Source organism: Nocardia rosealba, assembly GCF_020216065.1.
GTDB classification, from domain to species: domain Bacteria; phylum Actinomycetota; class Actinomycetes; order Mycobacteriales; family Mycobacteriaceae; genus Nocardia; species Nocardia rosealba.
In genome coordinates, this window is the sequence record NZ_JAIWNA010000001.1 from 984,165 (window position 1) to 1,008,094 (window position 23,930).

Here is a 23,930-nt window from a genome sequence, read left to right on the forward strand (position 1 = left end):
CAGGTCAGCCCTGGTTACCGGGCTTATTGCTGCTGGGACGGGTCGCGCGGCCGGTGCGCAAAGTGCCCGCACTCGGTTGGTTCGTCGCCGATCCCGTGATCGCCCGGCAGATCTACAACGACAGCACGCACTTCAGCATCGTCTCCGAGGGCGCGGCCGGGCACTGGTGGTCGCAGGTGATCGGTGACTGGGTGCAGGACCTGTTCGAAGGCCCTGGGCACACCGAATTGCGTACCAAGGTGCGTGACCTGTTCACCCTCACCCACACCGATGCCCTGGTCCGGCGGGTCATCGGTCCCGATCTGCGCGATCTGCGGGAGCGGCTGGCGGCGGGCGAGACCGTCGACATTGCGGCCCGCGCGCAGATCCTCGTCGGCCGCAGCGTCTCCGATCTGGTCGGCATGCGACCCGAGGACATCGCCGCCGCCATCGGTGGCGATCCCGACGCCGACCAGGACGCGCTGTTCCTTCGCCTGTTCCATCATGTGGAGGAGCTGGTCAACCTGGGTTTCGGCACCATGACCTCCACCACCCTCGACCCGGTCGCGGTGGCGCGGGCCAGGGAACTGGCCACCCGGCTCGCCGTGAATGTTCCCGCCGCCTACGAGCGCGCCGACCCCGACACCACCCTCGGCCGCTGCCGCGAACTCGGTCTCGCCGTCGAACACGCGGCCGGGCTGGCGATCCTCATGGCGGTCGCGGGCACCGACACCCTGGCCAGCGCCATGACCAGAATGGTCGCCATCATGCACGACAGCGACCAGCACCGCGCCCTGCTCGCCGCCCCCCACCGCCTCCCCGACGCGGTCCGCGAAACCCTGCGCGTCACGAGCCCCGCCTACCTCGTCGGCCGCTCCGTCACCGCCGACGTCCGCGTCGCCGATCGCGATCTGAAAGCCGGCGACCACGTCAAGATCCTCACCTGGACCATCAACAACGCCGCGGGCGATTTCGACATCCACCGCGACTACAACCCCGAAACCCGCCAGCTCTGGTTCGGCGGCGGCCGCCACCTCTGCCTCGGCGCCCAGCTGGTCCACTCCGAACTGACCGCCCTCCTCGAATCCCTCACCGCCGCAGGCCGTCCGTGGGAGATCGTGCACCGTCGCTACCGCCGGAAAGTCTTCATCCCCACTTACGAATCCTTGCAGATCCGGCTCACCTGATCTCCGCCGAGAGGAGTGAGTGACTTCACACGGGATGTGTGCGAAAATCGCACCATGCCCGACGAGAGCGTCTGGATCGAAATCGGCGATCGCGTGCGCGAGAGCCGACTTTCGGCCGGCTTGTCCCAAGAGCAGTTGGCGCGCCGAATCTCGTCCGAACGCAGCAAGATCGCGAAGATCGAGTCCGGAACACGGCAGATCAACGCCGTGGAGCTCACCCGGTTGGCCGCCGCGTTGGGAATGCCGATCGGACATTTCTTGTACGCGCGTCCCGAGGTGATCTCACGCAGGACACCGCTGGACGAAGACACCACTTCACCGGCGGCTCGGCAGTCGTACCGAATAGAGGCGGCCCTCACGGCCTGGTTACGCGATGTCCGGGATGTTCGCGAATTGGGGTGCCTGCGATCGCCTGAACCGCTGCGATACCCGAAGAAGGTGAGCGATGCGGCCGATGCGCGGGCCGCTGCGCGCTGGGTGCGTGAGCGACTGAGTCTGGGTACGGAACCGATTTCGACGATGATGTCGGCATGTGAGAAGGCTGGCCAGCTCATCTTGGTGACCGATCTGCCAGGTGACGGCGCGTCGGTCGTCGACGACGAGCTCGCCGTTGCCGTGGTCAGCCGGACGGGGGATCCGGGCAGGCGGCGTGCGACCGCCGCCCACGAACTTGGTCACCTGGTGCTCGGTGACGAATATTCGAGCGACCTCGGGGGAGGCGTCGCAGCCGCGAGGGGGGAACGGGAAGCTGTTGTCGACGCCTTCGCAGCGGAGTTTCTCCTGCCGATCCAGGCTCTGCGCGCGACGGCGCGCTGTGAAGACCTGCGCACCGCGCTCATCGTTAGTGCGGCCGAATATCGGACTTCGTGGACTCTGGCCGTCTGCCAAGCGGGCGTGGCAGGGCTGATAGAGCCAACCGGCCTCAAACGATGGCGCGCCGCACCGAAACCGACACGCGCGGAAATGATGCAGGCCGTTGGTTGGGCACCTCAACCGGACTTCGAAAGGGTTTGTGTTCCACCGAGTTACGCCGACGCGGTCCTGTCCGCATGGCGTGCTCGTCGGCTCACTGCCCGACGTGCGGTGGAACTGATGCACGGCCAGCTCTCGATCGAAGACCTCGGTCCGGTCGACGAGGACGTCACCGAACCATGACATCCGAACTGCGGCTGGTCTTCGACGCGACGTGTCTGAACCATTTCGCGAGGATCGACAGAATAGATGTACTCGGCCATCTTCTCGTCGGTTGTGTCTGCACAACGACGGAATTCGTCCGAGAAGAGCTTCGCAACGGTGTTAACCAGCATGCGTCGATTGCGTCCGCGCTCGAAGCCGACTGGTTGGGAATTGATCAGTTAGATGCCTTCGAAGCGTTGCTGGCCTTCGAACGGTGGACGCGCCGCATCGGCTCCGGAAGTCGCGATGTGGGTGAGGCGAGTGTATTCGCGGTCGCTGAACTGAACGGTGCTATCGCGATCTGTGACGACGCCGCGGCGACAAAGGTGGCCAGGCGATACGACCTCGAGACTCATGGCACCTTGTGGTTGCTCGCATGGTCCTGTCGGTTGGGAAAGTTGGGGATCGGTGAGGGGGCAGCGCTGATCGAGATGCTGGTGGACTCCGGCATGCGATTGCCGTGCAGCGGGTCCGGATTCGCACAGTGGGCGGGGCAACACGGCCTGCTGTGACACCGTCGGCAGTTCGGCATCTCAACCACTACGTCCCACCTCAGGGAGTTGTGGAGAAAGTGTGCCCTTGTGCAGGGTGTGGACGCGGGTGCATGCCACGGCGAGGAGGGCGGGGTCGTGGCTGATGAGGAGGACGCCGAGGGTGGTGGCGTGCTGGATGACCAGGCGGATGACGGCGGCGGTTGTCGCCGCGTCGAGCATGGCGGTCGGTTCGTCGAGGAGTAGGTAGCGCGGGTTCTGGGCGAGGGCGCGGGCCAGGCAGGCGCGTTGGAGCTGGCCTTCGCTGAGGGTGTGTGGGCGGCGGTCGAGGAGGTCGGGGGTGAGGCCGACCGCGGTCGCCAGGGCGGGAATATCGATCGGGCGGTGATGGATTCGGGCGGGCTCGGCGATGATCTGTGCGACGGTGAAGTGGGGGTTGGTCGCGGCGCGGGGGGATTGGAAGACCATGGCTGTGGTGCCGCGTGCGCGTCGGGGTGGTACGCCGTCGACCGTGACCTGCCCCGCGTCGGGCGTGCGAAGTCCCGCCAAGGTGGCGGCGAGAGTTGTTTTGCCCGAACCGGATTCGCCGCCGAGTCCGACGATCTCACCGGGTGAGATCGTCAGCGTCACGTCCTCGAGTACGGGGCTGTCGTAGCCGACAGTGATCGAATCAGCGATGAGCACCGTCGATACCTTTCCGAATCATGCGTTGCCGCAGCGGAACCAGCGCAGTAGGTCCACCCGCGTAGGGACAGATGCCGGACAGATTCGTCAGCTCCCGTGGCGGATGGGGGAGTGGGTGCAGACCATTCTCCGGTAGCGCGGCGAGCAGATCGCGCGTGTAGTCGTGCCACGGATCCGCGAACACCTCGGCCGCGGCCCCCACCTCCATCAGCCGCGAGGCGTACATGATCGCCACCGTGTCGGCGATTCCCGCCCGCAGCAGGTGGCTCAGATCGTGGGTGATGAGCAGGACGGCCGCACCCGCGTCGGCGCACTCACGCAGCAGGGCGCCGATCCGATCGGTGTGGTCGCGGTCCAATCCGGCTGTCGGTTCGTCGGCGACGATCACCGCCGGATCACCGGCCAGCGCCGCCGCGACCGCCGCCCGCTGGGCCATTCCGCCGGACAGCTGGTGTGGATAGAGGTCCAGCGCTGCAGGCTCGAGCCCGGCTCGGCGTAGCAGGTCCGCCGGTATGTGCGAGGTTCCCAGCGTCGCAACAGTTTCCGCGAGTTGGGAGCCGATCGTGCGAACCGGCGTGAAATGTGTACTCGCGGACTGAGGTACCAGCGCGATATGACGACCACGGTACGGTTCGACGTGGCGACGATGACGCACCGACCATCGGGATGCGCTGACCCTGTGTTTATCTGTGTCCGCGATCCCCGGTATCGGTTGCGGGTTGGTGAATTGCGAAGGGCTGGAATCAGTTCCAGCGCTCACCGGCGAGCTCGAGCCGACGCGGTCACCGAGAATATGCACGCTCCGGTCACTCAGATCGAGATGAACAGCCCCACTCACCACCGCCGCCTGCGGCAAGACCCCCATCACCGCACTCGCGACAATCGACTTGCCACAACCGGATTCACCGACCAGCGCCGTGACCGTGCCTGCCGCGACCTCGAGCGACACCTCACTCACCGCATGCACGACGGCGCCACGTCGCACAGGAATCCGCACCGTCAGGCCATCGATCCGCAGCCCCTTCCGAAGGTCCGCCCAGGGACTTGTGGCCGCCCCGTTCATCGCGGAATCCGAGAAGGTTTGGGCGGCATCAGAAGCCCCCGCAGTGACGACCCGGCCACAGCGACCGCAATGGTCGTCACCACCAGGAATCCCGCCGGGAACACCAACGTCCACCACCCGCCGAGCAACAGCGAACTCCGCGCCTCCTCCAATAGTGTGCCGAGACTCGGTTCGTGCGGCGGCAACCCGAACCCGAGGAACGACAGCGTCGATTCATGCCAGATCGCATGCGGCAGAAGCAGAACCACCGCGATCAACGCTTGCGGTGCCACGGCTGGCAACAGGTGCCGGGTGAACAGATGGGTGCGTCCGGCCCCGGCAAGCACTGCGGCCGCCACATAGTCGCGTTCACGCAGGCTCAGACTCTCCGCCCGCACGATCCGCGCCACTTGAACCCAATGCGTGAGCCCGATGGACAACACCACGGCCACGGTATTGCCCCGGAACAGTGCGACGATCACGATGCCGAGCAGCAGATGCGGCAGGGCATTGGCGGTGTCGGCGAACCGCATCATCACCCGGTCGACCCACCCGCCTGCCAGCGCCGATACCGCACCGACCAGCACACCGAGCACCGTAGACACCGCCGCCGCGCACACCGCGACCACCAGCGAGGTGCGCAACGCCGCCGCGATCCGTACGAACAGCGACCGTCCCGCAGCATCGGTACCGAACCACCACTGCGCCGACGGCGCCCGCCGCGCCTCGGCGAAATCGGTGAGCCGGTCGTCGACGCCGCCGAGCCACGGCACGACCAGCGCGTAGATCAGCACGGCGACCAGCACCGCGAACGCGACGACGAGCCGCCGCCGAGCACGCTCACCCATCGGCTCGCACCCGTGGATCGAGCAGGACCACCGCGATGTCGGCGAGCAGCGAGCCGAGCAATACCGCACCCGTCGTGACGACCGTCAGCGTTGCCAGCAACGCCATATCCAGGTCTTTCGCCGATTGCACGAAGGCGCCGGCCACCCCCGGCCAGGAGAAGATCTCCTCCACCAGCACCGCACCGACCACCACTTCGGGTAGCCGCGCACCGAGGATCGTGACGAACGGGGCCAGCGAGGAAGGCAGGATGTGGCGGCGGGTGATGGTCGCGGTGTCGATGCCACGCGTCACCGCGCCCACCACGAAATCCTCCCCGCGATTGGTAGCCACCGTTTCCCGCACGGCGAGCAACAACCATGGCAGCTGTGAGACCGCCAGGGCGGTGGCGGGCAACACCAGGTGCCGCGCCACCTGTCCCGCATCGACCTCGGCGCCCGCATCGGTGAGCCCCGCAGGCGGCAACCAGCCGAGCCCCACCGCGAACACCGCGATCGCGGCCAGCGACACCACGAACGGCGGCAGGCCCTGCAAGGCGACGCAGACGGCACTCACCACCCGGTCGAGCAGGCCCCCGCGCCGCATCCCCGCGACCACCCCGACGGTGAGCGCTACCGCGACTGCCACCGTCATGGCGACGGCCACCAGCAGCATCGTCCACGGAAGGCGTTGGGTGAGAAGATCACCCACCGGCTGGGCGAAGCTGCGCGATACCCCGAGGTCGCCGGTGCACAGGTCGGCGGCCCACTGCGCGTAGAGCCGGTACCAGGGCACGTCGAGCCCCAATTGCCCGGCGAGCACCGCGCGATCGGCGGCGCCGGTGGTTTCGTAGCGGTCGCCGAGGTACCCGACGAGCGGGTCGAACGGTGACACCGCCGCCGCGGCGAACAGCGCCGCCGACACCGCGACCAGCACCGGAATCATCGTCAGCACCCGCCGCCGCGTCATCCGCGCGATGCCACGCCCCCTCACGAGCCGTGCGTCCAGGTCTGCAGCGACCACCACGGCCCCCACGTCACGCCGTGCGCGTGTGGTTCGAGGACCGGTCCCGACATCGTCCAACCCGAATCCTTCACCACATAGGTGTGGTCCAGGTGGACGAGGAAGACGTGGCTCGGGTCCTCGGCGTAGCGGGTCTGCACCGCACGGTAGGCGGCCGCCCGGTCAGCCGGATCGAGGGTGCGCCTGGCCTTTTCGAGCAGGGCATCGATCGCGGGATCGGAGTGGCGGCTCGCATTGTCGTACGGGCTGCCCGCGCCCGGATCGACGGTGTGCAGGGTGTTGTAGGCCTGCGTATCGGGATCGAAGGGCTCGCTGCCACCGCCGAGCAGAATGCCCGCCCGTTCGATCCGGGGTTCGATCCGATCCCACGACAACGCTTCGAGATCCACCTCCACACCGACCCGGCGAGCATCGGAGGCGAAAGCCATGGCGAGGTCACGGCGCAAGGTGTCGGTGGAGTTGTACATCACCGTGAACCGGGCTCGCACACCCTGTTTCGCGCGCACGCCGTCCGCACCGCGCGACCAGCCCGCCGCGTCGAGAATCTGCTCGGCCCGTGCCCGGTCGAACGCGAAAAATGCAGCGGGATTGTGTGATTCGCCGTATACCTCCGGAATCGGGGTGTAAGCGGGGCGGCCGTATCCGCCGAGAATGTTGTCGATCATGGCCTGCCGATCGACGGCGAAATTCAGTGCGAGCCGAACAGCGGGATCGCCGGCCACCGGATCACCGGCAGGCAGGGAGACACCGCGCCAATCGGCAGAGGCGTTGGCGTGCACCGACATCGGCGCGCGATCGGCGAAGGTGGCGGCCAGCAGCGGCGGCAGCGAGGTTCCGTCCAGCTCGCCGCTCGCCATCCGCTGCGCGCGGGTGTTGTCGTCGGGGACGTGGAGCACCGTGAGCCGCTTCACGGCAGGCGCACCGCCCCAATAGTTCTCGTTCGCCGTGAAGACGGCCCGGTTCGGTTCGAGGGTCGTCAGCCGGTAGGGCCCCGTGCCGACCGGCTTCGTATTGAGCGCCGACTCGGTGGCGGCTCCTGGTTCGGCCACCGCCTCCGACGGCACGATCCCGATGAGCAGTTTGGTGGGGAACGCGGCATACGGGTGCCGCAGCGTGAATCGCACGGTGGCGGGATCGACGGCCTCGACCCGCTCGATCATCGAGAACGACGAACGGACCTCCGAAGCCGAGGCCGGGTCGAGGATCGCGCGATAGGTGGCCACCACATCGGCCGCGTCGAACGTGGTTCCGTCGCTGAACCGCACGCCCGTGCGCAGCGGCACCGTCCAGGCGGCAGCGCCAGGTTCGGCGGTCGGCAACTCGGTGGCCAGTGCGGGTGCGAAACCGGGCATCCCGGAACCACCGGTGAGCCGAAGCAGACCGTCGTAGATCTTCGCCTCGCCTGCCGCGCCGTAACCGGCGATCGGGTTGTATCCGCCCAGTTCGGCGGCATCCGCGAGGACCAGCGAATCGGTGGTCGTGGCGGTCGGCGCACCGCAGGCGGTGAGTACCAGCGCGAACGCGGCCCCCGCGACGGTCCGAATTCGCATCATGATGTTCCTAGCTGTTTATCTGAACAGATGGACAGATGATAGTCCGGTGCCGAACACGGCGACTAAGCTGAGGGCGTTATGGGAGAGCCACGCACACTGGACGGGTCGCCGGTCGAGCTCGGCAGGCGCGCGATCGGTGATGTCGAGATCCGCGCCTGGGCGCAGCGATTCGACCTGCTCTCGGACCCCAACCGGCTGGAGATCCTGCTCTGCCTGCACCGCACCCCCGGCATCAGCGTGGGCGAGCTCGCCGCCGCGATCGGGCGCACCGAGAACGCGATCTCCCAGGCGCTACGCGTGTTGCGGCACGAGGGGTGCGTCGTATCGAGCCGGGAGGGCCGGACGGTCACCAACCGGCTCGCCGACCCGATCATCCACGAGATTCTGCACACCATCGGCGCCAAACACACCTGACGTCGATCGGCCCTGTTCGGGAGGCGATGATGGCGAAGATCCTGTTCGTGATGACCGGTGCCGACCGCTGGAGTCTCACCACCGGCGCCAAGCACTACACCGGCTACTGGGCCGCCGAATTCACCATCGCCTACCTGGCCTTCCGCGAGGCGGGACACGAGGTGCTGGTGGCGACGCCCGGCGGGGCGGTGCCACCCGTCGACCTGGGCAGCCTCGCGCCGAATGCCAACGGCGGCAACGACAAAGCGCAGGAAGTAGCCGAAACGATCAAGGGCGCGACGGTTCTCGAAAAGCCCGTCGCACTCGGCGAGATCTCCGCCGCCGACATCGACGCCCTCTACTACCCCGGCGGTTACGGGCCGATGGAAGACCTCGCAGGCAACGCCGATTCCGCCGCGCTGCTCGGCGACGCCCTCCGCGCGGACAAGCCGACGGCGCTGATCAGTCACGGCCCCGCAGCCCTGCTCGCCACCGGCGACGACTTCGCGGGCTACCGCGTGACCGCATTCAGCAATGCCGAGGAAGACCTCAACGGGCTGGCCGATCGGGCGCGTTGGCTCGTGCAGGACCGGCTCACCGAACTCGGTGTCGACTATCGCTGCGCCGAACCCTTCGCGCCACACGTGGAATCGGATCGCTGCCTGCACACCGGCCAGAACCCCGCCTCGACCCCCGACCTCGTCGCCGTCTTCCTCGACGCGCTCAGCCGCCCGGGCGCACGATCATGAGCACGACGACGGCCGTCCACAGCAGGTTGTAGATCCCCGCGAGCATCGACAGCATCCGCAGGCGTTTGCCGTCGTCGGGCTCGTCGAGTGCCTCGCGCTGCATCGGGTGGATCTGCACGGCGAGCAGGCCGCCCGCGATGGCCGTGGTGATCATGGCCGAGGTGATCCAGATTTCGTTCATCCGGCCCTGGATGGTGGCCAGGATGATCCCCACCACCGGCACGATGATCGCCAGTTTCGCGTAGTTGCCGGTGATGCGGTGCATCGCGACAGCCACCGACCGGCTGCGCACCGAATCGGGCTCGGGGGCGGCGATCGGCGCGTAGCGGGGGAAAAGACTGGTGGCGACCGCCGAGCCACCGACGAAAACGATGCCCGCGAGTACATGCACCGACAGCAAGAAATGTTCCACTACCGACCTCCAGCCTTCAACATGCCTGAAGCGTAGCGCAACCTTCATGGTTGTTGAAAGTACTAGGGCGCGGCGCCCGAGAATGCCTCGAGAATCGCCGCGCCCACCTGTCGCTGGATCGGATCCGCCTCGGGACCGAAGAGCTGAATATCGACCTGCGACACCACTTCTCGTGCCGCCGCCAGCAAGCGGACCCCCTCTTCGGTGAGTTCGATCGTGGACGCCGACCCTGCCCGTGCGGTCCGGTCTCGCACCAATCCCGCCGCGACCAGCGCCTTCACCGAGGTGTGCACGCTCTGCACGCTCGTCCCCGACATCCGCGCCAGCTCGCTGAACGAGGCCCCCGGCACGCCGTTGATGTGCCCGAGCAGCCCCAACCGCGCCACCGTCAGATCCAACGGCGCCAACCCCGCTCCCAACGCCGCCTCCACTCGCCGGCACAGCGTGATCACCAGGATGCTCGGGCTCATGGTCGGCGGTCCCGGTCGCCCGTCGTCAGTGGTCATATCCCGCATTTTCCCGTACGCACACGGCTCGGCGCCCGGCGGATACGGCCGGGCGCCGAGTCTCGTGGTCGCTTACTTCAGCGCTACCCGCGCACCGTTGGAAAAGGCCGAGTCGTGGAATTCGACCGCTGCCGGGGCGGTGCCGGTCGGCACGTCGAACACCAGGACCCTCGAGATCTTGTTGCCCGGATTGATCTCGGCGACGAGTTCGTCGTTGACATTGATCTCCGCCGAGGTGTCGTTGGCGAACTCGCGACCCTGATCGTCGATCAGTTTCTGGTTCGCTCCGAAGTACTGCTGGGCGACATCGCCGACATTGGTCACCTCGACGTGCACGAGCACGAATGCGCCCTGGGCGGTCTTCTGCAGGTACGGGTTGTCGCCGACTGTGCGGACCGGCGGGTCGACCTGCGTCACCGTGAACGCGAACTTCCCGTCGCGGACCTCGGTTCCCGCGAGTGCGGCGACCGACCGTGCCTGCTCGCTCTTGGCCACCTCGTTGGCTGCCCCGCCGATGAGCGCCGCGCAGCCGCCGAAGAGGGCGAGAACCGCGAGCAGGAAGCCGCCGAGTACCCACGGCCAGACCTTGCGCTTCTTCGGCGGCTGCGGGTAGTAGGGCTGCTGCGCGGCACCGGGATTGGTGTGCTGGGGGTGGGACATGACTGGCTCCTCGTCTGGAAAAGGTCAGGTGTGATCGCGCCGGGACGGATTGTCCGGCGTCGTGGGGATGGGGTTGCCCGGCTGGATGCCGCAGCGTGAATGTGTTGTCGTGCAATGGATTTGCGCGATAGGAGCGGTTTCTGGCCGGTTGCCGCTCCGTTGACAGGGACGCTACACCGAACATGCGTCATTGGCAACAGAAGAACAATGTTTTCAAGCTTTACGAATCTCAACTGTGTACGACAGAACGGAAAAGTAACCAGTCCATGTAAGGTTTGACCTTGACTACCTGGCCGTAGGGCCGGGGGCTGAGAGGAGACCCATGCCGGACTCGACGCCCACCGTGGCCGCCGCCGAGATCTCGCGGTTGGCAGGCGTCACTCGCGCGACCGTCAGCAATTGGCGGCGCCGCCACGCCGACTTCCCCGCGCCCGTGCCGGGCGGCTCGGAGAAACGGCCGCTGTTCGACCTCGCCGAGGTGCAGCAGTGGCTGCGCGGCCATGGCGTCACCGCCGCCGATTCCCCGGTGCAGCGGCTGCGCACCCTCCTGCGCTCGGAGGTCGCCCCCGACGAGGTCGTCGGGCTCATGGCATTCGTCGCCGACAAGCGTGCGAAAGCCGCCGATCCCGTGCGCAAGGCCATCCGCGAGGCGATCGACGAAGTCGGCGTCACCCAGACGCTCGCGGTGCTGTCCGAACGTGGCCTCGACGGGCCGAGTACCGGCGTCTACCCGACCGACCAGCCCGTGGCGGCACTCATGGCCGACCTGCTCACCGCCGCGTCCTCGCCCACTCCGAGCTCGGTGCTCGATCCCTCCTGCGGTGGCGGCACCCTGCTGCTCGAAGCCGCGCGCATCGGTGCGACCCAGCTGAACGGGCAGGACATCCTCCCGGTGCAAGCCGGCCGCACCGCGGCCGCGCTCGGCATCCTCGTCCCGCGGGCGAAGTCCGACATCCGCGCCGGTGACGCCCTGCTCGCCGACGCCTTCCCCGAGACCGAATTCGATGCGGTCATCTCGAATCCACCCTATTCGCAACGTGATTGGGGTGCCGACGAGCTCGCGCTCGATCCACGCTGGGTGTATTCGGTGCCCCCGCGCGGCGAGTCCGAACTCGCCTGGGCGCAGCACGCCCTCGCCCACCTGCGTCCGGGCGCGACCGCGGTAATTCTCCTGCCGCCCGCCGTCGCGGCACGCTCCTCGGGCCGGCGGATCCGCATGGAACTGTTGCGGGCCGGTGCGCTGCGCGCGGTGATCGCGCTGCCGCCGGGCGCGTCGACGCCGCGTCAGGTCGGGCTGCAACTGTGGGTGCTGCGACGGCCCGGTGTCGGTAGTCCCGGTGACACGTTGCTGTTCGCCGACACCACCCGCCTGCCGAATCGCGGGGACCAGCCGGACTGGCAGCACCTGGCGACCACGGTGCTCGAGTCCTGGCGTGCGTTCGACGCCGGTGACGCGCAGGCCGCGACGGTCCCCGATGTCACCGCCGTGGTTCGAGTGATGGATGTCCTCGACGACGATGTGGATCTGACGCCCGCCCGTCAGGTGCGGGCGGCGGTCGACCCGGGCAACGCCTCGGCCGCCGCGCACACCGCGATCGGTGTGCTCGGTGACCACCTCGGCGAGCTGCGGGCGGTGGCCGAGGCTGTGCGCGAATGGAATTCGGCCCCCGGCACGGACTGGCGTTACGTGGCGGTCGGCAACCTGATCGCCGGTAAGGCGGTGCGGATCGTCACCGCGACCACCGACCCGGCCCCCGCCGACGACGCGCGCCCGGTCCTCACGGGCCACGACCTGCTCGGCAGCCGCAACCCGTCGGGCATCACGACGCCCGGGTCGCCGGCGGGGGAGCCGATCGAAGAAGGCGATGTCCTGGTGTCGCGGCTGCGCGACGACCACGGTGCCGCCCAGGGCGCCCGGGTCGCCGAGGGTGCCGATATCGGTGCGGTTCCCGGGCCGGGCGTGCTCGTCTTCCGCACCGATCCCGCCCGCGTGGATCCCTGGTTCTTCGCGGGCTTCATCGGCAGCCCCGACAACGCGGCCGCCATGTTCGGCACCACCACCATCCGCCTCGATCCCGCGCGCCTGCGCATCCCGCTGCTGCCGATCGCCGAACAGCAACGCTACGGCGCGGCATTCCGCCGGCTGCACCAACTCCGGGTGAGCGCCCGCACCACCGCCGACGCCGCCCGCGCCGCCGCCGACCTCATCGCCACGGGCCTCACCGCGGGCGCACTGGAGCCACCGGCGAAGTAGTCGGGGAGCCGCCGACGACATCGCTGCCAACCCCCGACGGCGTAGTCGAGGCGGTGCCGGTCGGTGCCGGGCAGTATCGTGCTGGCGTCCGGTGCCGGTATCGAGAGGGGGGTAGTGGTGGGCGAGATCGTCGACGGGCGGTACGAGATCACCGGAGTGCTCGGTGCCGGTGGGATGGGGGAGGTGCTGGCCGGCTACGACACGGTGCTCGACCGGCCCGTCGCCGTGAAGCGGATCGCCGTGCGCCAGTTCGCGTCCCGTGCCGACCTGGTCGACGAGTTCGTCGCCCGGTTCCGCCGTGAGGCCAGGGTGACCGCCCGGATCAGGCATCACGGCGTGCCCCAGGTGTTCGACGCCGTGCTCGACGCGCGGGCCGACAGCGTGTACCTGGTGATGGAACACATCGACGGCGTGACGCTGCGGGACTATCTGGCCGAGATCGGTGAGCTGCCGGTCGGCTGGGCCGTCGCGGTCGCCGCGCAGATCGCGACGGTGCTGTCGTATGCCCATGTGCTGCCGGTGGTGCACCGGGACCTGAAACCGGCCAATATCGTTGTCGCACACGACGGCACGGTGAAGGTGATCGACTTCGGGATCGCGGCGCTGCTCGACGGGAGCACGGGCCGGATCACCAGGACCGGATCGGTTCTCGGCACCGCCGCCTACATGCCGCCCGAGCTGGTGAACGGGCAGGAGGCGGGACCACGCGCCGACCTGTACGCGCTGGGCTGCGTGATGCACGAGATGTTCAGCGGACGAAGAGTTTTCGAAGCTCGCTCGGAGTTCGACACCCACAACCGGCATCTGTCCGACCCGCCGACACCGCTGCGCACACTGCGCCGGGACGTCCCCGCCCCGATCGAACAGCTCGTCCTCGAGCTGCTGGCCAAGGATCCGGCGCGCCGGCCGTCGAGCGCGCAACTCGTCTACGAGCGGCTGCTGCCGTTCCTGCCCGCGCCGGGCGCGCCGGAGGACCCTGCCTCGCGGACCCACCCCGACCCGACGCGGCTCTTCCGCCGACCCAATCCGCCCGCCGAAATCGTGGTGGAACCGCTGCCGCCCAAGCCTTCCCATGAGCTGCCCGCCGCCGGGCTTTCCGAGGCCGCCGCGCGGTATCGCGAGCTGTTCGCGCTCGGTCGGGCCGCGCAGGCGGTCGACGTGCTGCTCGGTGTCGTCGACCAGGCCGAACAACGCTTCGGGGCCGACAGCCCGCAGCTGGGTGACCTGCACCGCGATATCGCCACCGCGCTCGAGCACTCCGGTGAACAACGCCGGGCGTTGGTGCAGTGGCAGCGGGTCGAAGCGATCGAGGAGCCCACCGGCACCAGGGGCAGGCGGGCGCGGGTAGCAGCGATCGGTTGCCGCGCCGCGCTCGGCGAGCTCACCGCCGCGGCCGCGGTCGACGAGCTGTACCGGATGCTCGGTGAAATACGTTCGGCAGACAACGAATTCGGTGACGACGCGCTGCTGGTCCGGCTCGCGCTCGCCGAGCACCTGCCCGCTGCGGGCGACCACGCGCGGGCCGCGAGGTTCGTCGCCCGGTTACGCGACGACCTCGCGGTGCTGCGGCCACCCGACGACGCGATGCGCCGCAAGATCGAAGCGCTGGCGGCCGAACTCCGCTGCTGAGGTGCGTCCGGGGCCTTCCCGGCGGAGTAAGCTGCTCGCATCGCTGACAGGGGACGGTGTCGGCCGTCGGAAGTGGAGATCGGGCCGTGCAGTGGGTCGGCAGAATCGGGTGGGTCGTCGGGCTGCTGGCCGGGGCATTCGGGGTGCTGCTCGGCAGCGTCGGGTACTTCACCGGAATCGGCAACGGCAGTCCGTTCGAGATCACCCTGGCCGTGGTGTTCTTCGGTTCGGGGTGCGCGCTCGCGGGAGTGTCGATCTGGCAGCTCGTCATCGGCGACCGTCATAAAAGGCGCGGCTACCCTCGGCAAACCTGGCACACCCCGCCCGCGGGCATCCCGCATGTGGGCGGCTCGGGTTCCTCGCAGGTAGGCCCCGGCCACCCGCACGTCGGCCCGGTCGCCTCGGGCCCAGGCTATTTCGGGTCGGCACCGGCAGGCCACGCACCCGACGGACAGCCACCCGTTGGGCCCGAACTTCCGGTCACGCCGCCCAAACCCCTCCCGTACGCGGCCTACACTCCGCCTTCGGCGCCGATCGCGGCGACCGTCGCCCAGACACCCGAGTGGGTGACGAGCACCCGCAGCATCCACCACTGGCTGCCCACCGGAATTCCCTACGCGAGCGCACCGATCAGCGTGCTCGGTTCGCCTGTCGACCTCGACCGCGACAGCGCCGCGACCATCCCGGTCCGGGTGCGTGACGCGGTCCGCGAGCTCATCGCCATCGAGGGCCCGATCGAACGCGGCCGCCTGGTGACACTGGTCGCCCAACGCTTCGGCGTGCCGAAACCCTCTGAGAAACAACAGATCTGCGTGCTCGGCCAGGTCCCCGAGGAACTGGTGCGCGCGACCCCGCTCGGTGTCTTCGTCTGGCCGTCGAACGTGGACCCCGGCACCTGGCGTGGCTTCCGCTTCACCCCACCCGGCACCACCCGCCCCATCGAGACGATCTGCGGCGAGGAGATCGCGAACGCGATAACCCATGTCGCCCAGCACAACCGCCCCACCTTCGACGACCTGGTCTGGTCCACCCTCACCCAGTTCGCCCACGAACGCACCGGCATCGCAGAAGACCGCATCGAAGCCGCCCTCACCCTCGCGACCCGTCGCGGCAGACTCACCACCGACCCCGACGGCCGCTACCGTCCGCTCATCTGACCCTCGAACGCTCCCAGTCCCGCGTGGCGGGCACGTCGATGTGACGATGCCGGACGGCAGCGCCGATGACGGCTCGTCCCCTAGGCGGGTAAGGCGGGGGCGGTGCGGGTGTGGGTCACCTCGGGGGCGACGGTGACGATGTCGCAGGCGGCGAGGAGGGTGTGGGGGAAGTCGTCACCGAGGTGGGCCAGGCTCGGCATGACGACGGCCGCGGCGGAGGTCGCGGCGACCACGTCGAGCAGGCGGCCGAGCGGATCGGTGGTGCGGTCGCTGAAGGCCACCGTTTTGGTGAAGCGGTAGCCGAGGCGTTCGGCTAGGGATCGGATCTGCGTTTCGTCCCAGGACTGGGCGACACCCGAGATGTCGCGGCGCAGGTATCCGATCGCCGGTGGCTTCATGGGCATGACCGTACCGGCGCGGAGTGTCGCAGTCGTGAACGCGAGCGAACGCGAGTCGAATTCGCAATCCGACCGAGACCCATTCGCGCGCTGATCGAGTGCTACCACGCCTCATTGGAGATCAGCGCGGTGAGCAACTGGCGGATCGCGGCGACCCGTCGCTCGACACCGGGCAGCTGATCGAGGGCGCATTCGGGGTCGGCGGGCGGCCCGAGGTGGGTGCAGCCGCGCGGGCAGTCCTCGATGGCATCGGCGAGATCGGTGAACGAGGCGATCACGTCGTCGGGCGTGATGTGGGCCAGACCGAACGAACGCACGCCCGGTGTGTCGATCACCCAGCCCCCACCGGGCAGCGGCAGCGCCACCGACTGGGTGGAGGTGTGCTTGCCCTTGCCCACGCCGGACACCTCGCCGACCGCCCGATAGGCGTCGGGCACAAGGCGATTCACCATCGTCGACTTGCCGACCCCGGAATGCCCGATGAGGGCGGTGAGCCGGTCGCGCAAGATCTCGACCACCGGTTCGATGGGGTCGTCGATCCCCGCGTACAGGATCTTCAGGTCCAAACCCTCGAAGGCCGAAGCGAATTCGGACTCGGCCACCAGGTCACGCTTGGTGAGCACCAGGATCGGTTCCAGCCCACCGGCATACGCGGCGACCATGGTCCGTTCCACGAATCCCGTGCGCGGCGGCGGATCGGCCAGGGCGACGACGATGAACAACTGCTCGGCATTGGCGACGACGATCCGCTCGAACGGATCGGTGTCGTCGGCGGTGCGCCGCAACACCGTTCGCCGATCGGCGACCCGGACGATCCGGGCAAGACTGTCGGGCTTGCCGGTGAGATCACCGACGACGCCCACCCGGTCGCCGACGACGATCGGGGTGCGGCCGAGCTCACGGGCCCGCATGGCGACGATGCGCCGGTCGGGGTCACCGTCGAGGACACACCCCCACCGGCCCCGGTCGACCGCGACGACCATGGCGTCCTCGGCGTCGTTGTGCTGCGGCCGGGTCTTGGTACGCGGGCGGGAGGAGGCCTTGCCGGGACGAATCCGCACATCGGATTCGTCGTAGCTGGCCGCGGTGCGTCCTCGGCGACTCAGCGCGCCACTCCTTCACCCGATAACGCCGGCGCGAGCATCTGCTCCCACAGCGCGACGAAAGTCGGCAGGGTCTTGGCGGTGGTGCCGATGTCCTCGATCTCGATACCGGGCACCCGCAGGCCGAGAATCGCACCGGCGGTGGCCATCCGGTGATCGGCGTAGGAATGCCACTGCCCGCCGTGCAGCGGGGCGGGCACGATCTCCAGCCCGTCGGCGGTCTCGGTGACATTGCCGCCGAGCCGGTTGATCTCGGCGGAAAGCGCTGCCAGACGGTCGGTTTCGTGCCCGCGCAGGTGGGCGATGCCGCGCAGCACCGACGGCGAGTCGGCCAGCGCGGCGAGCGCGGCGACGGTGGGAGTGAGCTCGCCGACGTCGTGCAGGTCGATATCGATGCCGGCCAACCGCTCCGGCCCGCGCACGGTGAGGATCCCGTCGAAGACGCGAGCCTCGGCGCCCATGCGGACCAGGATCTCGCGGATCACGTCACCGGGCTGGGTGGTGCCGCGCGGCCACATCGGCACGCTCACCTCGCCGCCGGTGACCGCGGCCGCCGCGAGGAACGGCGTCGCGTTGGACAGGTCGGGTTCGATCTCCCAGTCGACGGCGCGGATCGGGCCGGGCGCCACCGTCCAGGTCTGCGCGCCGCGCACGTCGCTCGGGGTGGTGACGGCGACATCGGCGCGGCGCAGCATCTCCACCGTCATCTCGATGTGCGGCATCGACGGCAGCACACCACCGCTGTGGTTGACGGTGATGCCCTGCTCGAAACGGGCGGCCGAGAGCAACAGGCCCGACACGAACTGCGAGGACCCGGAGGCGTCGATGGTGACCTCACCGCCGCGCAGCGTCCCGGTGCCGTGCACCACGAACGGCAGCGCGTCACCCTCGATGTCGAGGCCGAGGCTGCGCAGCGCGTCGAGGATGGTCGACAGCGGCCGGTGCCTGGCCTGCTCGTCGCCGAAGAAGGCGACATCGCCGGTGGCCAGGGCGGCGGCGGGCGGCAGGAACCGCATGATGGTTCCCGCGAGGCCGCAGTCCACGGCGGCACTGTGCAGCGGTGCGGGGGTGACCTCGAGGGTTTCGGCGTCGCCGACGATCTCGGTGCCGAGGGCGCGCAGGGCGGCGATCATCAGGTCGGTGTCGCGGCTGCGCAGGGCACCGGTGAGGGTGGACGGCCCATCGGCCAGTGCGGCGAGGATGAGCGCGCGATTGGTGATGGATTTCGAACCGGGCAGGGTCACGGTCGCGTGGACGGGGACCTCGATGTGGGGCGCTGGCCAGAAACTCACCCGCCCATCCTCTCTCATGTGCGGTCCGGACACACGGGTGGCGTAGGAATTCGCGTCGCCGCGTCGGCCGAATTTGTCGGACTCCGGTGCCACCATGGTTCTCATGTGCGGACGATATGCGACTACGACCAACCCCGGTCGCCTGGCGGCCGAGCTCGACGCGGTCGACGAAACCGATCTCGACAACCCCGACGAGACGGTGAGCTACAACGTGGCGCCCACCAGCCAGGTGCTCACCGTGGTCGAACGCCACGAGCACGACCATCCCGACGACGATCCGCGCCTGCGTATCCGCCGGATGCGCTGGGGGCTGATCCCGCACTGGACCAAGGCGGCCGAGCCGGGTGTTCCGGCCAAGGGCAAACCGCTGTTCAACGCCAGGGCCGACAAGATCGTCACGGCACCGTCGTTCCGTGATTCGGCCAAGTCCAAGCGGTGCCTCGTCCCCATGGACGGCTGGTACGAGTGGCTCGTCGAACCCGCTCCGACCGGCAAGGGCAAGGCGGTCAAGAAGCCGTTCTTCATGTCCCGTGCCGACGGTTCGCAGATCTACATGGCCGGACTGTGGTCGGTGTGGCGCGACCGGAGCAAGCCCGACGCGCAACCGCTGATGTCGTGCACCATCCTCACCACCGACGCCGTGGGCGAGCTGGCCCGCATCCACGACCGCATGCCCTTACCGATGCCGCGTGAGCACTGGGACGCCTGGCTGGACCCGGATCATCCGGCACCCGCCGAGTTGCTCGGCGGGCCTGCCGTGGACGAGGTGGCGAATATCGTCGCGCGACCCGTATCCACCCTGGTGAACAACGTGCGCAACAACGGCCCCGAACTGCTGGTTCCCGACGAAGAGGCCGGGCAGACCACACTGCTGTGATCGTGCCCGGCCGCCAGAAAACTCAGAGTGGGCAGGGCACCGAATCGGTGGCGATGTTCAGACCGCACTTGATGGCGCCGGTGACCAGGTCGATGATCTCGGTGGCAAGTCCGCCGCCGAGGTTCTCGGTCTTCTCGGCCTGCTCGTTGTTCTCGGCTCCCGGCGCGTTCTTCGGGCTGGTGCCCTGGCCGTTGAGCGGGTAGTCGCCGGGTTCGGTCGGTGCGGACGGCGCCACCGGTGGGATCGCCGCGGCGGGAACGGCGGCCTCCGCGGCGCCGAAGCCGAGTATCAGGGCGAGGGACAGGGTGGCGATCGTCGAGCGAGTGGACATTTTTCGCATCACATCCTCGGGTCGAATCGGTCGTACCGGGCGCGGAATGCGTCGGTAGTGGATTCGGAACAGGACTGTGATCGGATTGCTACGCGGTGATCGGAGCCGTCACCGCGCCCGCCGCCCGCACCAGATCGGCGGGCGCGAGCTCGATCTCCAGGCCCCGTTTACCCGCGCTGCACAGCACCCGATCCCACTCCAGCGCCGAGGCGTCGACGACGGTTGCCAGCTTTTTGCGCTGCCCGAGCGGGGAGACCCCGCCGAGCACATATCCGGTGGTTCGTTCGGCCTTGGTCTTGTCGGCCATGCCGGCCTTCGGCGCACCGAGCGCGGCCGCGGCGGCCTTGAGCGACAGCTTGGCGGGTACCGGAAGGACCGCGACGGCAAGCGCGCCGGTGGAGAGCTCGATCACCAAGGTCTTGAACACCTGTGCCGCCACCACACCCAGCGCGTCGCCGAGCGCGTCGACAGCTTCCGCGCCGTAGGAGTCCGCACGCGGGTCGTGGGCGTAGGAGTGGACCTCGTGCGCGATTTTCGCAGCGGTAAGAACCTTGATCGCGGGCGTCGACGCGGCAGCCATGAGCACACCCTAAAACCGGCCGATCGGGAACACAGCCGGGGGAGTGCCTGTTGCACAGCAGTGACACCCCCCGAGACAACGTGAGGAGAGATAGTGACACTGCTGCTCGAGGAGCGTCCCCTCGCGTCGGGGGACGTGCGATTGCCCATCGACACCGTGCTGCCGGTAGATTCGGTGGCTACGGCGATCGAAGGGATTGGTGTGACGAGCGACGATGACGTGGTGCCTACCGAGGCGTCCGGCGCGCAAGTCGACGAAGCCGAGCTGGCGGCCCGGTTCGAGCGCGACGCGCTGCCGATGCTCGACCAGCTCTACGGCGCCGCCCTGCGGATGACCAGGAATCCGGCCGACGCCGAAGACCTGGTGCAGGAGACGTACGTCAAGGCGTTCCAGGGATTCAAGTCCTTCAAGGAGGGCACCAATCTGCGTGCCTGGCTGTACCGGATCCTGACGAACACTTACATCAACTCCTACCGCAAGAAGCAGCGCCAGCCCGCGCAGTACCCGACCGACGAGATCACCGACTGGCAGCTGGCCGCCACCGCCGAGCACAGCTCGACCGGTCTGCGTTCGGCCGAGGTCGAGGCCCTCGACGCCCTGCCCGACGACGAGATCAAGGCCGCGCTGCAGGAGTTGCCGGAGGAGTTCCGGATGGCGGTGTACTACGCCGACGTCGAAGGCTTCCCGTACAAGGAAATCGCCGACATCATGGGCACCCCGATCGGTACCGTGATGTCGCGGCTGCACCGCGGCCGCAAGCAACTCAAAGGTCTGCTCGCCGGGGTGGCGCGCGACCGTGGATTCGACCGTGGGGAACGCCAGGAGGTTTCGAAGTGAGCGACCCCGATATGGAGATGGACTGCACCGCCGTACTCGCGGATGTGTGGCTCATGCTCGACGGTGAATGCGACGAGGCCACCCGCGCGCGGTTGCAGGAACACATGGACCACTGCAGCCCCTGCATCGAGGCCTACGGCATCGAGGAGAAGATCAAGGGTCTGCTCAACCGCAAGTGCGGTGGTGAGCACGCACCCGAGGGTCTGCGTGAACGGCTGAAGGTGGAGATCCACCGCTGCATCACCGTCACCAGGGTCGAGTCGACCGAAGGCTGACGGCAGCAAAAAAGGGGCACCCGACGGGTGCCCCTTTTTCGTGTCCCGAGCCTGGCTCAGGCGTTGGGCCGCTTGCCGTGGTTGGCTGCGTTGCCCTTACGGCTGCGCTTCTTACGTCCGCGCTTACCCATAGGTAGCTCCCTTCTCTGGGTCCTCCCCGCCGCAGCGCGGAGCACAATCTGATCGAGAGCCATTGTTTCACGTGTGGTTGGCTGTAGCTTCGGCGGATACGGCCACGGCCGCGAGCGCGGTGGCCGACACGACTACGAACGGGGTGTCATGGTGGAAGAAGTGCGCGCGGAGATGGTCTCCACCGTGCTCGCTGTCGAGGTGGCGGTGGGTGATCACGTGCACGTCGATCAGACCCTTGTGCTGCTCGAGTCCATGAAGATGGAGATCCCGGTGCTCACCGAGGTGGACGGCGAGGTCACCTCGGTCGACGTCACCCCTGGCCAGGTTCTACAGGCGGGCGACCTGATCGCCACCATCGCGTAAGTCACACGAGAAACGAAGCGGTAGATCCAGCGTGGCAACACTGAGCGAGCTCCTGGCCGAACACACCGACCTTCCCGGCACCGCCGTGGACCATCTGCAACGAGTGGTCGGCGATTGGCAGTTGCTCGCCGATCTGTCGTTCTCGGATCTGCTGCTGTGGGTGGGCGCAGGCCCGGTGGCCGACGGCGCCGACGTGGTGTGCGTGGCCCAGATCCGGCCCACCACTGCGCCGACGGTGCACCTCGACGACAAGGTGGGCACCACCGCGTCGCGGACCGACTTCCCGCAGGTGTTCGACGCGCTGCTCGCCGGGGCCGCCGTGCGCACCGACACCGAGGTGCGGGTGAGCGGCGCCGCGGACGCGAGCCCGGTGCACGCGGTGCGCGAGGCCATTCCGGTGCGCTGCGGGGAGGACGTGATCGCCGTGCTGAGCCGCGACGGCGACCTGCAGCGCTCCCGGGTGCGTTCCACCCTGGAGACGGCCTATGTGTCGGCCGCCGACGACCTGTGCCAGATGATCGCCGACGGCAGCTTCCCCACCCCGGAGGACCGGGCGGCCACCCATTCCAGCCCGCGCGCGGGTGACGGCTTCATCCGGCTCGATACCCAGGGGCAGGTGGTCTACGCCAGCCCGAACGCGCTGTCGGCCTACCACCGGATGGGATTGCAGGCCGACCTGGTCGGCCAGGATCTCGCGGTGACGACCCGCTCACTCATCACCGACCCCTTCGACGCGCAAGAGGTGGTGGCCGATATCCAGGCCGCGCTCGCGGGTCGTACGGGTCGCCGGATGGAGGTGGAGGCACGGGGTGCGACGGTGTTGCTGCGCACCCTGGTGATGCGGCCGGGCGGGCAGCTGGCCGGGCCCGCGGTGCTGGTGCGCGACGTCACCGAGGTGAAGCGCCGCGACCGCGCCCTGCTCAGCAAGGACGCGACCATCCGTGAGATCCACCACCGGGTGAAGAACAATCTGCAGACCGTCGCGGCGCTGCTGCGGCTGCAGGCGCGTCGCACCGAGAATCCGGAAGCCCAAGTGGCACTGACGGAATCGGTGCGCCGGGTCACCTCGATCGCGTCGGTGCACGAGATGCTGTCGATGTCGGTGGACGAGGAAGTCGACCTCGACGAGGTCGTCGACCGGCTGCTGCCGATCATGGCCGACGTGGCCACCGTGCACACCGCGCGCATCAAGGTGCGCCGCGCGGGTTCGCTCGGGGTGTTCTCGGCCGAGCGGGCGACCCCGCTGGTGATGGTGCTGACCGAACTGGTGCAGAACGCCATCGAGCACGCCTTCGACGCGGGGCAGAACGGTACCGTGACGATTCGTTCGGAGCGTTCGGCGCGCTGGCTCGACGTGATCATCAGCGACGACGGTCGTGGCCTGCCCACCGGCTTCAGCCTGGAGAGTTCCGACCGCCTCGGTCTGCAGATCGTGCGGACTCTGGTGACCTCGGAACTGGGCGGTTCGATCGGGTTGCACCCCGGTGCCGATGTCGGTACCGACGCGGTGCTTCGGGTTCCGCTCGGTCGCCGTTCCGCACGATAGAGCTTCGAAAACTGTTGCAGGGCAACAATAAACCCGGCACCCATGGGTGCCGGGTTCTCACATGCGTTACCGGACCGGGGCTGCTGGCCCGGTAACGCCCGTCTTGTCTACCTAGACGGAGGTACGCGTACGGGTGCGCGCGTTGCGCCGCTTGAGCGCGCGACGCTCGTCTTCGCTCATTCCGCCCCACACGCCGGCGTCCTGGCCCGACTTCAGGGCCCACGACAGGCAATCGGCGGTGACGGGGCAGCGGGCGCAGACCAGCTTGGCATCGGCAATCTGCGCGAGCGCAGGACCGCTGTTACCCACCGGGAAGAACAGCTCGGGGTCCTCGTCGCGACAGATGGCCTTGTGGCGCCAGTCCATTCCTCTGCTCCTTTGCGCGGGCGCCACAAAGGGCACCTCTGGTTAGTGGATCGTTCACTTGTGCGACTCGAATGTTTCCGCACGGTTGCTTGTGAATGCTTTCACGATCA

The 23,930-nt window shown here is 68.4% G+C and carries 28 protein-coding genes; 13 read left to right on the forward strand and 15 right to left on the reverse strand.

Features of this window, described 5'->3' with window-relative positions; translation table 11 throughout:
- Nucleotides 1-62: 62 nt before the first annotated feature.
- From LDL21_RS04460 to LDL21_RS04470, 3 genes are read left to right on the forward strand one after another with little or no spacing between them, the layout of a single operon-like run.
- A complete protein-coding gene (locus tag LDL21_RS04460) occupies nucleotides 63-1,166 on the forward strand; it encodes a cytochrome P450 (RefSeq protein ID WP_225278895.1) in 1,104 nt (367 codons plus the stop codon).
- A 54-nt stretch (nucleotides 1,167-1,220) separates the two neighbouring features.
- Entirely contained in the window at nucleotides 1,221-2,321 is a 1,101-nt protein-coding gene (locus LDL21_RS04465) for a helix-turn-helix domain-containing protein (protein WP_225278896.1), read from the forward strand.
- Complete coding sequence (locus tag LDL21_RS04470) at nucleotides 2,318-2,854, forward strand: PIN domain-containing protein (RefSeq protein WP_225278897.1); 537 nt, start codon at nucleotides 2,318-2,320, stop codon at nucleotides 2,852-2,854. Before LDL21_RS04465 ends, LDL21_RS04470 begins: the two co-directional genes overlap by 4 nt.
- Before the next feature lie 21 nt (nucleotides 2,855-2,875).
- Here LDL21_RS04470 and LDL21_RS04475 read toward each other — a convergent pair whose 3' ends face one another.
- From LDL21_RS04475 to LDL21_RS04495, 5 genes are read right to left on the reverse strand one after another with little or no spacing between them, the layout of a single operon-like run.
- Nucleotides 2,876-3,517: an ABC transporter ATP-binding protein gene (locus tag LDL21_RS04475; RefSeq protein WP_225278898.1), complete on the reverse strand. Its 642-nt coding sequence runs from the start codon at nucleotides 3,515-3,517 to the stop codon at nucleotides 2,876-2,878.
- Nucleotides 3,504-4,580 carry an ATP-binding cassette domain-containing protein gene (locus LDL21_RS04480; protein ID WP_225278899.1) on the reverse strand — a complete coding sequence of 359 codons (1,077 nt, stop codon included), beginning with the start codon at nucleotides 4,578-4,580 and terminating at the stop codon, nucleotides 3,504-3,506. The genes LDL21_RS04475 and LDL21_RS04480 overlap by 14 nt, the downstream gene beginning before the upstream one ends.
- Complete coding sequence (locus LDL21_RS04485) at nucleotides 4,577-5,407, reverse strand: ABC transporter permease (protein ID WP_225278900.1); 831 nt, start codon at nucleotides 5,405-5,407, stop codon at nucleotides 4,577-4,579. Before LDL21_RS04485 ends, LDL21_RS04480 begins: the two co-directional genes overlap by 4 nt.
- Nucleotides 5,400-6,353 (reverse strand): ABC transporter permease, encoded by a 954-nt coding sequence (locus LDL21_RS04490; RefSeq protein ID WP_225279232.1) that lies wholly within the window; start codon nucleotides 6,351-6,353, stop codon nucleotides 5,400-5,402. Before LDL21_RS04490 ends, LDL21_RS04485 begins: the two co-directional genes overlap by 8 nt.
- Before the next feature lie 20 nt (nucleotides 6,354-6,373).
- Complete coding sequence (locus LDL21_RS04495) at nucleotides 6,374-7,960, reverse strand: ABC transporter substrate-binding protein (RefSeq protein WP_372462133.1); 1,587 nt, start codon at nucleotides 7,958-7,960, stop codon at nucleotides 6,374-6,376.
- A gap of 78 nt (nucleotides 7,961-8,038) precedes the next feature.
- On the opposite strand from LDL21_RS04495, the gene LDL21_RS04500 reads away from it, so the two are divergent.
- On the forward strand, nucleotides 8,039-8,374 hold the full coding sequence (locus LDL21_RS04500) for an ArsR/SmtB family transcription factor (RefSeq protein ID WP_181700308.1): 336 nt from the start codon (nucleotides 8,039-8,041) through the stop codon (nucleotides 8,372-8,374).
- A gap of 29 nt (nucleotides 8,375-8,403) precedes the next feature.
- Nucleotides 8,404-9,102 carry a type 1 glutamine amidotransferase domain-containing protein gene (locus tag LDL21_RS04505; RefSeq protein WP_225278901.1) on the forward strand — a complete coding sequence of 233 codons (699 nt, stop codon included), beginning with the start codon at nucleotides 8,404-8,406 and terminating at the stop codon, nucleotides 9,100-9,102.
- On the opposite strand, the gene LDL21_RS04510 is transcribed toward LDL21_RS04505, so the two are convergent.
- The 3 genes from LDL21_RS04510 to LDL21_RS04520 form a co-directional block, all read right to left on the reverse strand.
- A complete protein-coding gene (locus LDL21_RS04510; RefSeq protein ID WP_181700312.1) occupies nucleotides 9,077-9,514 on the reverse strand; it encodes a hypothetical protein in 438 nt (145 codons plus the stop codon). The two genes, LDL21_RS04505 and LDL21_RS04510, sit on opposite strands and share 26 nt — an antisense overlap.
- 62 nt (nucleotides 9,515-9,576) lie before the next feature.
- A complete protein-coding gene (locus LDL21_RS04515; RefSeq protein WP_225278902.1) occupies nucleotides 9,577-10,020 on the reverse strand; it encodes a MarR family winged helix-turn-helix transcriptional regulator in 444 nt (147 codons plus the stop codon).
- A gap of 72 nt (nucleotides 10,021-10,092) precedes the next feature.
- Complete coding sequence (locus tag LDL21_RS04520) at nucleotides 10,093-10,680, reverse strand: DUF4352 domain-containing protein (RefSeq protein WP_225278903.1); 588 nt, start codon at nucleotides 10,678-10,680, stop codon at nucleotides 10,093-10,095.
- A gap of 322 nt (nucleotides 10,681-11,002) precedes the next feature.
- Here LDL21_RS04520 and LDL21_RS04525 point away from each other — a divergent pair, with 322 nt between their 5' ends.
- The 3 genes from LDL21_RS04525 to LDL21_RS04535 all read left to right on the forward strand — a co-directional run bounded on the left by LDL21_RS04525 (nucleotide 11,003) and on the right by LDL21_RS04535 (nucleotide 15,720).
- The gene (locus tag LDL21_RS04525) at nucleotides 11,003-12,934 is read left to right on the forward strand and encodes an N-6 DNA methylase (protein ID WP_225278904.1); all 1,932 of its coding nucleotides are present in this window, start codon (nucleotides 11,003-11,005) and stop codon (nucleotides 12,932-12,934) included.
- Between the two features lie 117 nt (nucleotides 12,935-13,051).
- Nucleotides 13,052-14,563 carry a serine/threonine-protein kinase gene (locus tag LDL21_RS04530; RefSeq protein WP_225278905.1) on the forward strand — a complete coding sequence of 504 codons (1,512 nt, stop codon included), beginning with the start codon at nucleotides 13,052-13,054 and terminating at the stop codon, nucleotides 14,561-14,563.
- 86 nt (nucleotides 14,564-14,649) lie between these two features.
- The gene (locus tag LDL21_RS04535) at nucleotides 14,650-15,720 is read left to right on the forward strand and encodes a hypothetical protein (protein ID WP_225278906.1); all 1,071 of its coding nucleotides are present in this window, start codon (nucleotides 14,650-14,652) and stop codon (nucleotides 15,718-15,720) included.
- An 80-nt stretch (nucleotides 15,721-15,800) separates the two neighbouring features.
- Here the strand turns inward: LDL21_RS04535 and LDL21_RS04540 are convergent, their stop codons facing one another.
- From LDL21_RS04540 to aroA, 3 genes are all read right to left on the reverse strand, one after another.
- Nucleotides 15,801-16,118, reverse strand: a complete 318-nt coding sequence (locus LDL21_RS04540) for a hypothetical protein (RefSeq protein WP_225278907.1) — start codon at nucleotides 16,116-16,118, stop codon at nucleotides 15,801-15,803.
- 101 nt (nucleotides 16,119-16,219) lie between these two features.
- Nucleotides 16,220-17,224, reverse strand: coding sequence for a ribosome small subunit-dependent GTPase A (gene rsgA / locus LDL21_RS04545; protein WP_181699614.1), 1,005 nt, complete (start codon nucleotides 17,222-17,224; stop codon nucleotides 16,220-16,222).
- The gene (gene aroA, locus LDL21_RS04550; RefSeq protein ID WP_181699616.1) at nucleotides 17,221-18,531 is read right to left on the reverse strand and encodes a 3-phosphoshikimate 1-carboxyvinyltransferase; all 1,311 of its coding nucleotides are present in this window, start codon (nucleotides 18,529-18,531) and stop codon (nucleotides 17,221-17,223) included. The genes rsgA and aroA overlap by 4 nt, the downstream gene beginning before the upstream one ends.
- A gap of 85 nt (nucleotides 18,532-18,616) precedes the next feature.
- Between aroA and LDL21_RS04555 the strand changes: the two genes are divergently transcribed.
- Nucleotides 18,617-19,390 carry an SOS response-associated peptidase gene (locus LDL21_RS04555; protein WP_225278908.1) on the forward strand — a complete coding sequence of 258 codons (774 nt, stop codon included), beginning with the start codon at nucleotides 18,617-18,619 and terminating at the stop codon, nucleotides 19,388-19,390.
- Between the two features lie 22 nt (nucleotides 19,391-19,412).
- Here LDL21_RS04555 and LDL21_RS04560 read toward each other — a convergent pair whose 3' ends face one another.
- Both LDL21_RS04560 and ybaK read right to left on the reverse strand, forming a co-directional pair.
- A complete protein-coding gene (locus LDL21_RS04560) occupies nucleotides 19,413-19,721 on the reverse strand; it encodes a hypothetical protein (protein ID WP_067491456.1) in 309 nt (102 codons plus the stop codon).
- A gap of 88 nt (nucleotides 19,722-19,809) precedes the next feature.
- Nucleotides 19,810-20,301 carry a Cys-tRNA(Pro) deacylase gene (gene ybaK, locus LDL21_RS04565; protein ID WP_225278909.1) on the reverse strand — a complete coding sequence of 164 codons (492 nt, stop codon included), beginning with the start codon at nucleotides 20,299-20,301 and terminating at the stop codon, nucleotides 19,810-19,812.
- A gap of 201 nt (nucleotides 20,302-20,502) precedes the next feature.
- Here ybaK and LDL21_RS04570 point away from each other — a divergent pair, with 201 nt between their 5' ends.
- Complete coding sequence (locus LDL21_RS04570; RefSeq protein ID WP_067491716.1) at nucleotides 20,503-21,138, forward strand: sigma-70 family RNA polymerase sigma factor; 636 nt, start codon at nucleotides 20,503-20,505, stop codon at nucleotides 21,136-21,138.
- An 11-nt stretch (nucleotides 21,139-21,149) separates the two neighbouring features.
- A complete protein-coding gene (rsrA, locus tag LDL21_RS04575; protein WP_067637392.1) occupies nucleotides 21,150-21,413 on the forward strand; it encodes a mycothiol system anti-sigma-R factor in 264 nt (87 codons plus the stop codon).
- A gap of 56 nt (nucleotides 21,414-21,469) precedes the next feature.
- Here the strand turns inward: rsrA and LDL21_RS30130 are convergent, their stop codons facing one another.
- The gene (locus LDL21_RS30130; RefSeq protein ID WP_022597109.1) at nucleotides 21,470-21,544 is read right to left on the reverse strand and encodes a 50S ribosomal protein bL37; all 75 of its coding nucleotides are present in this window, start codon (nucleotides 21,542-21,544) and stop codon (nucleotides 21,470-21,472) included.
- Nucleotides 21,545-21,692: 148 nt separating this feature from the next.
- Between LDL21_RS30130 and LDL21_RS04580 the strand changes: the two genes are divergently transcribed.
- Both LDL21_RS04580 and LDL21_RS04585 read left to right on the forward strand, forming a co-directional pair.
- On the forward strand, nucleotides 21,693-21,908 hold the full coding sequence (locus LDL21_RS04580) for a biotin/lipoyl-binding carrier protein (protein ID WP_067491718.1): 216 nt from the start codon (nucleotides 21,693-21,695) through the stop codon (nucleotides 21,906-21,908).
- 31 nt (nucleotides 21,909-21,939) lie between these two features.
- Nucleotides 21,940-23,454 carry a sensor histidine kinase gene (locus LDL21_RS04585; RefSeq protein ID WP_067491462.1) on the forward strand — a complete coding sequence of 505 codons (1,515 nt, stop codon included), beginning with the start codon at nucleotides 21,940-21,942 and terminating at the stop codon, nucleotides 23,452-23,454.
- Between the two features lie 111 nt (nucleotides 23,455-23,565).
- On the opposite strand, the gene LDL21_RS04590 is transcribed toward LDL21_RS04585, so the two are convergent.
- Nucleotides 23,566-23,820: a WhiB family transcriptional regulator gene (locus LDL21_RS04590; protein WP_022567051.1), complete on the reverse strand. Its 255-nt coding sequence runs from the start codon at nucleotides 23,818-23,820 to the stop codon at nucleotides 23,566-23,568.
- Nucleotides 23,821-23,930 lie beyond the last annotated feature (110 nt).